Source organism: Mesorhizobium sp. B2-5-11 (assembly GCF_006440835.1).
In the GTDB taxonomy this organism is placed as follows: domain Bacteria; phylum Pseudomonadota; class Alphaproteobacteria; order Rhizobiales; family Rhizobiaceae; genus Mesorhizobium.
Map to the genome: position 1 here is coordinate 313912 of NZ_VFUK01000003.1, position 13125 is coordinate 327036.

Sequence of the window (13125 nt, forward strand, 5' to 3'; positions counted from 1 at the left end):
GCGTCGGCAGGGATATCAAGTCTACCGCCAAAGCCGTTGACGATACCGTCAAGAAACCCTGACCGCCGCTCCCGACATCTGGGAACAAAAAAGCCGCGCTGCAAGGCGCGGCTTCGTCTGTTGAGCGTCCGCCTTGCCTTGTATCAGGCGGAAGCGCGCACATTGTGTTTACGCTTCATGTAGTCCTTGGCCGTCTCGACCGCCACAGCGGCGTCGCGGCAATAGGCGTCGGCGCCGACCGCCTTGCCGAATTCCTCGTTCAGCGGCGCGCCTCCGACCAGGACCACGTAGTCGTCGCGGATGCCCTTTTCCTTCATCGTGTCGATGACGACCTTCATGTAGGGCATGGTCGTGGTCAGCAGCGCCGACATGCCGATAATGTCCGGCTGGTGCTGCTCGATGGCATCGAGATATTTCTCGACCGCATTGTTGATGCCAAGATCGATGACGTCAAAGCCGGCGCCTTCCATCATCATGCCGACGAGGTTCTTGCCGATGTCGTGGATGTCGCCCTTGACGGTGCCGATCACCATCTTGCCCTGCTTGGGCGCGCCGGTGGCGGCGAGCAGCGGGCGCAGGATGAACATGCCGGCCTTCATCGCATTGGCCGACAGCAACACTTCGGGAACGAACAGGATGCCGTCGCGAAAATCCTCGCCGACGATGCGCATGCCTTCGACCAGCGCTTCCGTGAGCACCTTGTAGGGTGCCCAGCCGCGCTCGAGCAGGATGCGCGTGCCTTCCTCGATCTCTTCCTTCAGACCGTCGTAGAGATCGTCGTGCATCTGCTGCACCAACTCGTCGTCGGAAAGCTCGGAGAGGATAATCTCGTCGTCGGACATTGTTTCTCAGGCTCCTTGCTGCCGGGAACGACCATGGCAGCTTAAAATCAACGCGCCAATACCTAACCCGCAAGGGGCGGGTATCCATAGCTGATTTGCGACTTCCCGCAAAAGGAAAGCGACTGAAAAATCTATCGGTTTTCTTGTCGATTTTGCGACAGGCGTTGGCGCGGACGGGCCGTTTCGAATAGGGTGCATGGCTACGATCCGCCGGAAGCCGCGATAGGCGGCCACAACGGTTCCGGGCCGGGCGCTAGTCAAGCCGGTCCAAATTCAGGGAAGAACGATCATGAGCGAACACGCGGCAGTGGACCAGGAAGCGTCAAACGCGCGACGTGGACGCGGCGCCAGCGGTGGGGCGGCGGCAAGGCGGGCGGCACGTTCGGGCGGCGGTCCCGGCACCCAGCTCACCTACATCAAGCGCAAGATCAACGTCTATGAAGTGCTCGACGAGGAAGGCCTGGCGCTGATCGAGAAGAACACCGACACGGTGCTCGAAGAAATCGGCATCATCTTCCGCGACGATGCGGAGGCGTTGCAGCTGTGGAAAGAGGCGGGCGCCGACGTCAAGGGCGAACGCGTGCGTTTCCCGAAGGGGCTCTGCCGTTCACTCTTGAAGACCGCGCCCCCCATCTACACCCAGCATGCCCGCAATTCCGAACGCTCGGTGCAGATCGGCGGCAATGCCACCGTCTTCGCCCCGGTCTACGGACCGCCCTTCGTGCGCGACCTCGACGGCGTCAGGCGTTACGCGACGATCGAGGATTTCCAGAATTTCGTGAAGCTCGCCTACATGGCGCCTTCGATCCACCATTCGGGCGGCACCGTGTGCGAGCCGGTCGACGTACCGGTCAACAAGCGCCATCTCGACATGATCTACGCGCACATCAAATATTCCGACAAGCCGTTCATGGGCTCGGTCACGGCGCCGGAACGTGCTGAAGACACGGTCGCAATGGCCAAGCTGGTGTTCGGCGACGACTTCGTCGAAAACAACACGGTCCTGACCAGCCTGATCAACGCCAACTCGCCGATGGTGTTCGACGAGACCATGCTTGGCGCGCTGAAGGTCTATGCGCGCCACAACCAGGCCTGCATCGTCACGCCGTTCATCCTCGCCGGCGCGATGAGCCCCGTGACGGTCGCCGGCACGCTGACGCAAGTGCTGGCCGAGGTGCTTGCCGGCGCTTCGTTCACGCAGCTGATCCGGCCGGGCGCGCCGGTGCTGTTCGGCACGTTCGCCTCGTCGATCTCGATGCAGTCGGGCGCGCCGACCTTCGGCACGCCGGAGCCGTCGCTGGTATCGTACGGCGCCGCACAGCTCGCACGGCGCCTCGGCCTGCCGTTCCGCACCGGCGGTTCGCTCTGCGCCTCGAAAATCCCCGACGCGCAGGCAGCTTATGAAAGCGCCAACACGCTGAACTCGACCATTCTGGCCGGCACCAATTTCGTCCTCCATTCGGCCGGCTGGCTCGAGGGCGGGCTGGCGTCCTGCTACGAAAAATTCATGATGGACATCGACCAGCTCGGCATGACGCAAAAATTCTCCGAAGGCGTCGACCTGTCGGAAAACGGCCAGGCGATGGACGCCATCCGCCAGGTCGGGCCGGGCAGCCACTATCTCGGCTGCGACCACACGCAGGCGAATTTCCAGACTGCCTTCTATCGCTCCAACATCGCCGACAACAATTCCTACGAGCAGTGGCTGGCCGAAGGCGAGAAGACCGCGCCGCAACGCGCCAACGAACTCGCCCGCCGCTGGCTGGAATCTTATGAGGCGCCGCATCTCGATCCGGCGATCGACGAAGCGCTGAAGGACTTCATCGCCAAGAGGAAGGGGTCGATGCCCGACGCCTTCACGTGAAAGGAGCCCGAGTCAGGCGGGGCTAAAGTCGCCAACATCATCCACAAGGAAGTCTGGCGGAGCGCTTTCTCCGATCCGGTCAAGAAGGGATGATTCTTTCGCGCGGCAGGATGGAGGAAATTGCGGCCGCGCTTGGGGCCAACGGTCTCATCCTACGTGGCAGCTTCACCTTTGAGGATGGCGAGGCGGCGCCTTGTGGCCGCTCCGGTGCACCGGCCAGGTCGGCGCTTCTGGTGGGGCAGGCGGGGGCGGCACCCTGGCCGCATTTCCTGCGCTGGCGCGACAGTCAATCACAGGCCATCGCCAATCCGCTCGACACCTGGTCCCGGCAGGTCATTGGCGCGGTCGCGGGAGAATTCGGCGCACGCGCCGTGTCGCCCTCCGACAAGCCCTATCTGCCGTTCCAGCAATGGGCAATGCGGGCCGAGGGCCTGAAGCCGTCGCCGCTCGGTATCCTCATGCATCCGCAGTACGGGCTTTGGCATGCCTATCGCGGCGCGCTGCTTTTCGAGGACGAGATCGCGCTCCCGGAGGCTCGCGAGGCGATCCATCTTTGCGACACCTGTGTCGACAAACCCTGCCTGAAAGCCTGCCCGGTCGATGCCTATTCCGCGGAGGGGTTCGCCCATCAAGCCTGCCTGACGCATGTGCGCGGGCCGAGTGGCGACCCCTGCCGTGACGGCGGCTGCCTTGACCGCAATGCCTGCCCTTATGGCGTGGCCTATCGCTACCCCGCGGACATGCAGACCTTTCAGATGGCAGCGTTCGCAGGCCTGTAAGCTCGTCGGGCAGCCGCACGAAATGTTGACTGCCAAAATCTGGCAATAGCTTGCCCTGTCGGCGTGCCCGGATATGTATCGCCCAGCAACCGAACGGAGCTGGCGATGCCGAAACAGGACCTTCAGATCAAGACCAGGGACGGCACGGCGAGGGCGGGGCTGTTCCGCCCGGCCAACGCTTCCCCGCCCAAGGCCGGCATCATCCTCTATATGGATGCCTTCGGCCCGCGCCCTGCGCTCGACGGCATGGCCGAGCGGCTGGCGGAGGAGGGCTACGCGGTTCTGGTGCCCGATCTCTTCTATCGCAACGCGCCCTACGGTCCTTTCGATGCCAAGACCGCCTTCGTCGAGGAGAGAACCAAGGTGCCGCTGATGGCGCTGATCAGCGGCACGACGCAGGAGATGACGATTGCCGACAGCGGCGCCTTCCTCGACGCACTCGCTGCCGAAGGCGTCACCGGGCCGATCGGCGTTGTCGGCTATTGCATGGGCGGCGCGCGGGCGCTGAACGCAGCCGCCTCCTATCCGGATCGCATCAGGGCGGCGGCCAGTTTCCACGGCGGCAATCTCGCCAGCGACGCGGCCGACAGTCCGCACCGCAAGGCGGGGTCGGTCAAGGCACGCGTCCACGTCGGCATGGCCGGCGTCGACAGGAGTTTTCCGCCCGAACAATCAGCGCGGCTGGCCGAGGCGTTCAGGGCGGCGGAAGTCGATTACGTGCTGGAGAATTATGTCGGCATGGCGCATGGCTGGTGCGTGCCGGACCACAGCGTCTACAACGAAGATGGCGCCGAGCGGCATTGGAACCGGTTGATCACCCTGTTTTCCGAGACGCTCGGGTAAAGCCAATCTTCGAGAGGTCGGCGCCGCCCCTCATCCGCCCTTCGGGCACCTTCTCCCGTAGAACGGGGAGAAGGAAGAGGTACCAGTAAAAAAATCTTTCCCTCACCCCAAGGATTGGCCATTAGCCTTCGTCCAACAGGCAAATGATGGCGATGATGCTGGATGAGAGCGAAGCCTCCGACGCCGAACTGATCGGGCGGGCGAAGGGCGGAGACAGGGGAGCTTTCGGCGCGTTGCTCGAAAGGCACTATGACTTCGTCTATCGCGCCGCCTACCGCTGGTGCGGTCGGAAGGCGGATGCCGAAGACATCGCCCAGGAAGTCTGCGTCCGGCTCGGCAAGGCGATCCGCGACTATCGCGGCGGCAGCGCCTTCACCACGTGGCTCTATGCCATGACGCTGAACGCCGCGCGCGACATGATGCGCAAGAGCGCCCGCGAGACGGTCAAGACCGAAGCCTATGGCGTCCATGCGCTGATTTCGGGCGAGGATCCTGCCGAGAACGAGGATCCTGCCGAGGCGATGTGGGTCGCGGTGCGGCAACTGCCCGACAAGCAGCGCGACGCCGTGCTGCTGGTCTATGGCGAGGGCTTGAGCCACGCCGCCGCCGCCGAGGCGATGGCGATCTCGGAGACGACGGTTTCCTGGCACATCCATGAAGCGAAGAAACGGCTGAAGACGCTCATGCGTTCAGCCGGGGAAGTGTGACCATGGTCGACGAGAACGAACTCAAGAGGCTGCGCGACATAGTGATCCCGGCTCCCGGCGAGAGCGCGAAGGCGCGCGCCTTCGAGGCCGCCTTGCGCGCCTATGATGAGGAAAATATTTCCGCCGTCAGCCAAGGATCGGCCGGCGGCCTTCGTCTCACAGAGCGAGCACGAAAGCTCTGGAGCGAAATCATGCAAAAGAAACTCATTGCCACGCCGGCTATTGCCGGGCTCGTCGCGCTGCCGATCGCCGGATACGCCACTTTCCATGTGCTGAGGGAACAGCCGTCCACTTTCGGCGGCGGCGAAAAGATCACCGAGACGCTGGCCGACAAGCCCGCCACGGTGAAGCCGCTGGCTAAACAGGCCACGGGCGATCAGGCGATCGACAAACCGCTCGCAACGAGCGCGCCTGAGAAAGACAAGAAGACCGACGCGGAAAGCCGCGACGAAACGGAGGCCTTGGCGGCGCCGAGCAAATCCGAATCGGCCGTTGCTGGAGGCCTGGCGCCGCAGAATGCGCAGGAACAGGTTGCGCCGGCGGAACCTGCGCCACCTGCGCCAACGGGCGAGTTCGCCCTGGATAGCACTGCCGCGCCCAGCACGTCGCGAGCCGCACGCATGTCCAAAATGATAGCACCGCAGCAGCCCGCCATGGCGCCGGCGGACCAGATCGCACCACAGGAGGAAAACCGCGATCGCGTCCAGGATTTTAAGACCAATCCGGTACATTCGGCACTCGAGGACCCGGTCTCGACCTTTTCGATCGACGTCGACACCGCCTCCTATTCCTTCGTGCGCCGTTCGCTGAAGGAGGGCTTCCTGCCGCAGGCCGACACGGTGCGGGTCGAGGAGATGATCAACTACTTCCCCTATGACTGGAAGGGGCCGGATGCGGCGTCGACGCCGTTCAATTCGACCGTCAGCGTCATGCCGACGCCGTGGAACGCGCACAGCAAGCTGATGCATGTCGCCATCAAGGGTTTCGACGTCAAGCCGGCCGAGCAGCCCAAGGCCAATCTGGTGTTCCTGATCGACGTCTCGGGCTCGATGGACGAACCGGATAAATTGCCGCTGCTCAAGGCGGCATTCCGGCTGCTGGTCAGCAAGCTGAAGGCCGACGACACCATCTCGATCGTCACCTATGCCGGCGATGCCGGCACGGTACTGATGCCGACAAAGGTTGCCGAGAAGGACAAGATCCTCAACGCCATCGACAATTTGCAGCCGGGTGGCTCGACGGCCGGCGAGGCCGGCATCAAGGAGGCCTACAAGTTGGCCGAGCAGTCCTTCATCAAGGACGGGGTCAACCGCGTGATGCTCGCCACCGACGGCGACTTCAATGTCGGCCAGAGCGACGACGACGATCTCAAGCGCCTGATCGAACAAGAGCGCAAGAGCGGCGTCTTCTTGTCGGTGTTCGGCTTCGGCCGCGGCAATCTCAACGACGAGATGATGCAGACCATCGCCCAGAACGGCAATGGCACCGCCGCGTATATCGACACGCTGGCCGAGGCGGAAAAGGTGCTGGTGGAGGATGCCTCCTCGACGCTGTTCCCCATCGCCAAGGACGTGAAGATCCAGGTCGAGTTCAATCCCGCCAAGGTCTCGGAATATAGGCTGATCGGCTATGAGACCCGCGCCTTAAACCGCGAGGATTTCAACAATGACCGGGTCGATGCCGGCGAGATCGGCTCGGGCCATTCGGTCACCGCAATCTACGAGATCACGCCCAAGGGCAGCGGCGGCGAACGGATCGATCCGCTGCGCTATGGCCAGGCCGCGATGAACAATGGTGGCGTCGCCAATGCGGACGAATACGCCTTCGTCAAGATACGCTACAAGCTGCCCAACGAGGACGTCTCGAAGCTGATCACCACGCCGGTGACGTCAGCCAACGAGGTGGCATCCTTCGACCAGGCCGGCGCCGACCAGCGTTTCTCCGTCGCCGTCGCGGCGTTCGGCCAGAAGCTGCGCGAGGAGGATGCAACGGCGAAGTTCGGCTACGACAAGATCTTGGACATCGCCACAGCCGCCCGGGGAGCCGACCCGTTTGGGTACAGGTCCGAGTTCCTCTCGCTTGTGCGCCTTGCCTCGGCGCTGGGCGGCAACCGCTGATGTTGATGACGGTCGGTTTCTTCCAGATGGGGTCGTTCTGATGGGAAAACCGGCCACGGGCGGGTGAGGCGAGGCCGGCGAGGGGGCATTCCCTGCCGGCCCGTTTTTTGCGGGAATTTGCGATCGTTAAATTGCGCGGCATTTCCGGTACCGGATCGCAATTTCCTCTTGTTACGCCGGATAGGTGTGTGGGGCTGAGGGAGCCGGAATTGCAGATCAGGACTACCGCCAACTCGACACCGCCGGCACGGGACGCTTCGGCGGCCGCCCAATCAGCCGAATCCAGGCGCATCGGCGACGATGTCGCGCAGGCGCGCCACACCGCCATGTCGGCTCTGACCAACGACCGTTTCCGCATCATGCTGGAGCAGATCACCGATCCGGTTTCATCCGGAGCGCTGATGACGATGCGCGGCGCCAATGTCGTCGATCTTAAATCGGCGCAGTCGAGCTACGCCGACAACAGCGAATAATTAGAAAGCGGTGGCTTCAGGCCCGGCTGCGACGACGCTCGCGTCGGGCCTCACTGGTCTCGGCGGTGTTCGCCGTGGCCACCTTGTTGCGCATCGGACCGATGCGCTCGACGATCGTCTCGACGGTCGGACGATCCGCCTTGGTGTGGGCGTCGAGCGCCTTGCGCATGGCGGCCAGGTGCTGGAACGAGGTGCCGCAGCAGCCGCCGATGATTTTCGCGCCGCCGTCGACGGCAAGGCGCACATAGTCGGCCATCAATTCGGGCGTGCCGGAATAGTGGATCTCGGTGCCGCGGAATTCGGGAATGCCGCAATTGCCCTTGACGATCACGGTTGCCTCCGGTTTCGCCTGCGTCATGTCGAGCAGCGAGGCGAGGATGTCGGAAGCGCCGACGCCGCAATTGGCGCCGACGCCGAGAGGGGCTTGCGACAAGCCGTCGGCGACGCCGTGTATGTCCTTCGGCAGCAGGCCCATCATGGTGCGGCCGGCTGTGTCGAAAGACCCGGTATAGGTATAGGGCAGGCCGACGCGGATCGCCGCTTGGGCCGCGGCACGGATCTCGTCGGGCGCCGACATGGTCTCGATCCAGGCGACCTCGGCGCCGCCCTCCTTGAGGCCTTCGATCTGCTCGGCGAAGGCGTCTACCGCCTCGTCATAGGTCATGGCGCCAAGCGGCACCAGCAACTCACCAGTCGGGCCAACGGAGCCGGCAACGATCACCTTGCGGCCGGCCTTGTCGGCGACCGCGCGGGCGATCTCGGCGGCGCGCTTGTTCAGGGCGTGCACGCGGTCCTGCGCATGATGCAGCTTCAGCCGGTGACGGGTGCCGCCGAACGAATTGGTCAGGATGATGTCGGCGCCGGCGTCGACGAAATTCTGGTGCAGGCGGGTGATGGTGTCGGGCGCGGTCTCGTTCAGCAACTCAGGCGCCTCGCCAGCCTCCAGACCCATTGCGAACAAATTGGTGCCCGTGGCGCCGTCGGCCAAAAGCACGCCTTTTTGCGCCAGCAGCGCGTCGATCGGGTTGGTCGTCGTCATCGGATTGGCTTTCACATTCTGAAGTCGAATAAGGATATAAAGAAGTCTTTATGTCCAGTCAATGAAATAGCGACGGCGGAGTCGCAGTTGAAGGGCGCGGTTACGGGTGCCGCTGTCATGCGGAACCTGATGGAAACGACAGGCCAGCCAGATTGCGCGCGAAGCTTGCTGCCTCATGCGGGTTGACGTCGGCGGCCCGGATCAGATTGTCGAAATGCCGGGTCAAGGCCTGGACCGGCTGGGTGGCATTCAGCACGACGTACATGTCGCCGACATAGATGGCGGCGCGGTAAGGTCCGAAAATGGTGAGCGGGATCGAATAGCGCATGCGGCCGTCGTAGAGAAACAGCCGGAAAGTTGGATAGAGATCGTCAAGCAGCGTCGCCATATGGGCGAGTTGCTGCCGACGGTCGGCCTCCGGAAAGCGGTCCCAGACGCCGAGGCCGCGTGCAAAAATCTCCAGCGTGTGACGCGGCATGCAGACTTCCATGTCGGTTTCCGGGCGCCGGTTGTATTCGATGCGGTATTGGGTCTCGCTGGCCTGTGCGAGCCTGCTCCTGTTGGTGATGTTTGCCTCATAGTCGACCAGCGCGTGGGTCCGCAGAAGATCGGGGATGCCGGCCGGCACATAGCGGATCTTGGTGCCCGCGGCCTCGGCGAACCATCTGGCCAGAAGCGTGCGGTCGAAACCGTCGGGGGCTTCCTCGATCTCCAGGCTTTCGCGGATTTCACCGGTGACGCCCTCGTCCTGGCTGAGGCCGAGCAGCCAATCCAGCGACACTTTGAACTCGGCCGCGATGTTGAGCAGCGTTTCGGCCCGCGGCAAGCGCGTCGACGCGCCCGACATCAGCTGCGACAGCGCCGACCGATCGATGCCGACGGCGGTGGCGAAGGCGGACTGGTTGAGGTCGGACCTTGTCAGGAGCAACTTGAGACGCTCCCGAAAGATTGCTGACAGATCTCGTTTGTCCATCTTCCAAGTCTCCGAATCATGAGGAAAAATTTTCGCCGAGACGTCCTGACGAGGCGCTCCAGGCGTAAATGAATCCCTAGGCCTGTTTACAATCTGTAACATGTGCGGTTGAAAATGCGCAATCGCAACATTTTGTACACTTTGTCTCGTTGAGTGGAATCGTTTCTCCTGACACTATGCTGTCAGGAGCCACTGGGGTTCCGGCGACTGAGGGGCAGTGGTCGATAGCATGACTGGCAAGAGCATCAGGCGACGCAATACACCGGCCATCGAGTGGCCAACCGTAGCCCTCGCTTTCTTCTGTTACGGAGCATGGCTCGCCACCGGCCTTCTGCTCTGGCCGTCCTATCCGATCTTCGCGCTCACTCTCCTCGGTTTCATCCTGGCACTTCAGTCGTCGATCATGCACGAAGTGCTGCACGGCCATCCGACGCGCAATGCCCTGATCAACGAGGCTTTCGTCTTCCTGCCGATCGGTCTGGTCTGGCCGTTCCGCCGCTTCAAGACGCTTCATCTGCGCCATCATGCCGACGAGCGCCTGACCGATCCGCTCGACGATCCGGAAAGCTACTACCAGGCGCTTTGGCAGCATGACGACCTGCCGCGAGCAATGAAATTCCTGCTCAGGATCAACAACACCATGGCCGGCCGGTTCTTTCTCGGTCCCTGGCTGTCCTGCATCGGCTTCTTCATCGACGACGCCAAACATATGATGGCCGGCGACAAGGCCATCCGCAAAGCCTGGCTGCTGCATGCGATCGGCCTCGCCGTCGTGGCGCCGATCGTGCAGTTCGGCTTCGGCATTCCGCTCTGGCTCTATATTCTGCCGGTGTGGCTCGGCCAGTCGCTGATCGCGATCCGCACTTTTGCGGAGCATCAATGGTCCGAGCATCCGGAAGGCCGCACGGTGATCATCGAGCGCTCGCCGCTGTCGTTCCTGTTCCTCAACAACAATTTGCACTTCGTCCACCACAAGACCCCGACGGTGGCCTGGTACCGGCTGCCTCAGCTGTTTCGCGAGCGTCGCGAGGAATGGCTGCGGATGAACAATGGCTATGCCTATCCCAGCTATTTCGCGCTGATCAGGTCCTATGCTTTCAAGGCCAAGGAGCCGATCGTGCATCCGGTGTTGCGGCGCCAGCCGGAGCCGGGCAGGGCGTTCAAGCCGCGCGTCAGGGCGCGGAGCATCAGCGGGCTCGGCACCGCGCCAGTCCCGGCCGAGCCGCCCAAGGAATGAAGCCCGCGACACGACGGACGGTGTCGGCTAACTCAAATCCGACGCCGCGTTTTTGTGAACCTCTCTCCAGATTTAATGGTCAGATCCCGGCATGAGCGAATTCGTTGCAGCGCTGCCGATGTATGACTGGCCGGAAGTGCGCCGCGAGGTCGACGACCAATGGGCACTGCTGCGCGATGCCTTCCGTCAAGGGGGGATAATCGATGCGCCGGAGACCGTCATTCGCCGCAACGGCGATCTGCCGCCGGTGCCGGGCGGCATTCATAGTGGCACCGGCGTTCTGATCGCGCCCGACCCCGCGACATTGCCGCCGGACGCGCTCGATTTTCACCAGCTCTGGCTGCATCCCGCACTGCTGTTCGCGCAGACTTGCTGGGGGCCGATGGAGCTTGGCCTGGCCGGCCATGTGCAGGTTGTCGGCCAGCCGAGCTATGACGTCTACGAAGGCGGCCAGGGCGAGCTTTATTCGAGCGCGCTTGTCATGCGGGCGGACGGCAAGGCGTCAGTGCCTGCGCCTGGCAATGGCAGGCCCGTCATCCCGCTCGATCTGATCCGGGGCAAGCGCTTCACCTTCAACAGCCTCGATTCCATGTCCGGTATCATCGCGCCGACGCGCGACCTGGAGGCGTTGGGCGAAAGCCTTGATGTGTTTTCCTCGCGCAGCGAAAGCGGCGGACATCGCGCTTCGATCGTCGCCGTGGCCGAGGGCAGGGCCGATGTCGCGGCGATCGACTGCGAGAGCTGGGCGCTGGCGCAGCGCTTCGAGCGGGCCGCCCGGCAAGTGAAGGTCGTCGGCTGGACGGGCCTGCGTAAGGGCCTGCCCTTCATCACCGCGAAAACGACGCCGGAAAAAACGGTTGCCGCGATGCGCGAGGCCCTTGCCGGCTTAGCCGAGCAGCCTCGCATCCAGCGGATAGGTTGAAAGCTTTTCGTTGCCGGTGCCGGTGACCAGGATCTGTTCCTCGATCTTGACACCCTCGCGCCCGCCGAGCCTGCCGATATAGCTCTCCACGCACAGCACCATGCCTGGCTCGATCACGCCGTCGGGCGTATCCGATGTCCAGTCGTCGGCATGCGGCAAGGTCGGGTATTCGTCCGCCAGCCCGACGCCATGGTAGAGCACACCATAGCGGATCGGGAAACAGTCGCCGGGCGGCACCGCCGAGCGGTCGACAAGGTCGCGGAAGGAGGTGCCCGGCTGTATCAATTCGGTATTGTGCGCGATCTGGTCGGCAGCGATGCGGAAAAGATCGCACTGTTCGTCGGTTGGCTTCACATCCCCGCACAGCCAGGTGCGCGACAGGTCGGCGCAGAAGCCGTAGGGGCCGATCAGGTCGGTATCGAAGGCGACGAGATCGCCCGCCTCGATGAGGCGCGAGGAGCATTCCTGGAACCATGGATTGGTGCGCGGGCCGGATGCCAGCAGCCGCGTCTCGATCCATTCGCCGCCGCGGGCAATGTTGCCGCGGTGCAGTTCGGCCCATAATTCATTCTCAGAGATGCCGGGCTTCAGCGCCTGTTCCATCTCGCCCATTGCCGCCTCGCAGGCGACGATGGCGCGGCGCATGGCAAGGATCTCGTCCGGCGATTTGACCAGCCGGGCATTCTCCATCACCGCTTCGCCATTGCCGATGGAAATGCCGCGGCGCGCAAGTTCCTCGGCGCCTTCCGGATCGATGTGGTCGACCGCGATGCGGCTGTTGCCGCCGCCATGTTCCCGCACCAGATCGGCGATCCCGGCCGCCCAGCGGCGGACCTTCTGCTCGGTGAGTTCGCCGCTGTAGAGATACATCCACGAGACGGCGGGGCGAACCTCGTCGACGACGCCAGAATGGTCCGACAGATGTTCGCAGGAGAAATAGTCGAACAGCACCACCGGCCCTTCGGTGGCGACGAAACAATGCCGTGTCGGGTTGTGCGCCACCCAAAGCTGCATGTTCGTGGAATCGGCCGCATAGCGGATGTTGACGGGATCGTAGAGCAGCGCGCCGGCGTAGCCCCGGCGCCTCAGCTCCGTGCGGATGCGCTCCAGCCGATATTTGCGCATTTCGGCCAGGTCGGGGGCGGCAATGCCTGCCGCCGCCCATTCCGCTTCGGCTGTCGCGCCGTAGCCCAGCACATGCTGGTTGAGATCAGCCGCCTTCCGGCGGGAGGCCTCGCGCAGCGCCTCGATCGAGCCCGGCACAAACGGCATGATCTTGCGGTGGCGGCCGAAGCTCCCCTTTGGCGCCGCGCTGTCCATGGCGAAACC

12 protein-coding genes are annotated in these 13125 nt (G+C 63.4%); 8 read left to right on the top strand and 4 right to left on the bottom strand.

Going from position 1 to position 13125, the window contains the following annotated elements; genetic code table 11:
• Positions 1-143: 143 nt before the first annotated feature.
• The gene (locus FJ490_RS12500) at positions 144-842 is read right to left on the bottom strand and encodes a B12-binding domain-containing protein (RefSeq protein ID WP_140495658.1); all 699 of its coding nucleotides are present in this window, start codon (positions 840-842) and stop codon (positions 144-146) included.
• Between the two features lie 289 nt (positions 843-1131).
• On the opposite strand from FJ490_RS12500, the gene FJ490_RS12505 reads away from it, so the two are divergent.
• From FJ490_RS12505 to FJ490_RS32660, 6 genes are all read left to right on the top strand, one after another.
• Positions 1132-2706: a trimethylamine methyltransferase family protein gene (locus FJ490_RS12505; protein ID WP_140728951.1), complete on the top strand. Its 1575-nt coding sequence runs from the start codon at positions 1132-1134 to the stop codon at positions 2704-2706.
• Between the two features lie 89 nt (positions 2707-2795).
• A complete protein-coding gene (locus FJ490_RS12510; RefSeq protein ID WP_140728950.1) occupies positions 2796-3485 on the top strand; it encodes a 4Fe-4S dicluster domain-containing protein in 690 nt (229 codons plus the stop codon).
• A 105-nt stretch (positions 3486-3590) separates the two neighbouring features.
• Entirely contained in the window at positions 3591-4328 is a 738-nt protein-coding gene (locus FJ490_RS12515; protein ID WP_140685536.1) for a dienelactone hydrolase family protein, read from the top strand.
• Between the two features lie 146 nt (positions 4329-4474).
• The gene (locus FJ490_RS12520; protein ID WP_140495662.1) at positions 4475-5035 is read left to right on the top strand and encodes an RNA polymerase sigma factor; all 561 of its coding nucleotides are present in this window, start codon (positions 4475-4477) and stop codon (positions 5033-5035) included.
• 2 nt (positions 5036-5037) lie between these two features.
• Entirely contained in the window at positions 5038-7152 is a 2115-nt protein-coding gene (locus tag FJ490_RS12525; protein ID WP_140728949.1) for a VWA domain-containing protein, read from the top strand.
• Positions 7153-7361: 209 nt separating this feature from the next.
• Entirely contained in the window at positions 7362-7625 is a 264-nt protein-coding gene (locus FJ490_RS32660; RefSeq protein WP_181165302.1) for a hypothetical protein, read from the top strand.
• 16 nt (positions 7626-7641) lie between these two features.
• On the opposite strand, the gene bmt is transcribed toward FJ490_RS32660, so the two are convergent.
• Both bmt and FJ490_RS12540 read right to left on the bottom strand, forming a co-directional pair.
• On the bottom strand, positions 7642-8664 hold the full coding sequence (gene bmt, locus FJ490_RS12535; RefSeq protein WP_181165301.1) for a betaine--homocysteine S-methyltransferase: 1023 nt from the start codon (positions 8662-8664) through the stop codon (positions 7642-7644).
• 115 nt (positions 8665-8779) lie between these two features.
• Positions 8780-9637 (bottom strand): helix-turn-helix transcriptional regulator, encoded by an 858-nt coding sequence (locus tag FJ490_RS12540; protein ID WP_140495665.1) that lies wholly within the window; start codon positions 9635-9637, stop codon positions 8780-8782.
• Between the two features lie 229 nt (positions 9638-9866).
• Between FJ490_RS12540 and FJ490_RS12545 the strand changes: the two genes are divergently transcribed.
• Both FJ490_RS12545 and FJ490_RS12550 read left to right on the top strand, forming a co-directional pair.
• Positions 9867-10874, top strand: a complete 1008-nt coding sequence (locus tag FJ490_RS12545) for a fatty acid desaturase (protein WP_140648802.1) — start codon at positions 9867-9869, stop codon at positions 10872-10874.
• A 91-nt stretch (positions 10875-10965) separates the two neighbouring features.
• Entirely contained in the window at positions 10966-11796 is an 831-nt protein-coding gene (locus FJ490_RS12550) for a PhnD/SsuA/transferrin family substrate-binding protein (RefSeq protein WP_140675224.1), read from the top strand.
• Here FJ490_RS12550 and FJ490_RS12555 read toward each other — a convergent pair.
• Positions 11761-13116: a Xaa-Pro peptidase family protein gene (locus FJ490_RS12555; protein WP_140728948.1), complete on the bottom strand. Its 1356-nt coding sequence runs from the start codon at positions 13114-13116 to the stop codon at positions 11761-11763. The two genes, FJ490_RS12550 and FJ490_RS12555, sit on opposite strands and share 36 nt — an antisense overlap.
• Between the last annotated feature and the right edge of the window lie 9 nt (positions 13117-13125).

Coding starts and splice junctions, on each gene's coding strand:
- FJ490_RS12540 (WP_140495665.1), bottom strand. CDS start 9,637: ATGGACAAACGAGATCTGTCAGCAATCTTTCGGGAGCGTCTCAAGTTG.
- FJ490_RS12515 (WP_140685536.1), top strand. CDS start 3,591: ATGCCGAAACAGGACCTTCAGATCAAGACCAGGGACGGCACGGCGAGG.
- FJ490_RS12525 (WP_140728949.1), top strand. CDS start 5,038: ATGGTCGACGAGAACGAACTCAAGAGGCTGCGCGACATAGTGATCCCG.
- FJ490_RS12505 (WP_140728951.1), top strand. CDS start 1,132: ATGAGCGAACACGCGGCAGTGGACCAGGAAGCGTCAAACGCGCGACGT.
- FJ490_RS12545 (WP_140648802.1), top strand. CDS start 9,867: ATGACTGGCAAGAGCATCAGGCGACGCAATACACCGGCCATCGAGTGG.
- bmt (WP_181165301.1), bottom strand. CDS start 8,664: ATGACGACGACCAACCCGATCGACGCGCTGCTGGCGCAAAAAGGCGTG.
- FJ490_RS12520 (WP_140495662.1), top strand. CDS start 4,475: ATGGCGATGATGCTGGATGAGAGCGAAGCCTCCGACGCCGAACTGATC.
- FJ490_RS12555 (WP_140728948.1), bottom strand. CDS start 13,116: ATGGACAGCGCGGCGCCAAAGGGGAGCTTCGGCCGCCACCGCAAGATC.
- FJ490_RS12510 (WP_140728950.1), top strand. CDS start 2,796: ATGATTCTTTCGCGCGGCAGGATGGAGGAAATTGCGGCCGCGCTTGGG.
- FJ490_RS12550 (WP_140675224.1), top strand. CDS start 10,966: ATGAGCGAATTCGTTGCAGCGCTGCCGATGTATGACTGGCCGGAAGTG.
- FJ490_RS12500 (WP_140495658.1), bottom strand. CDS start 842: ATGTCCGACGACGAGATTATCCTCTCCGAGCTTTCCGACGACGAGTTG.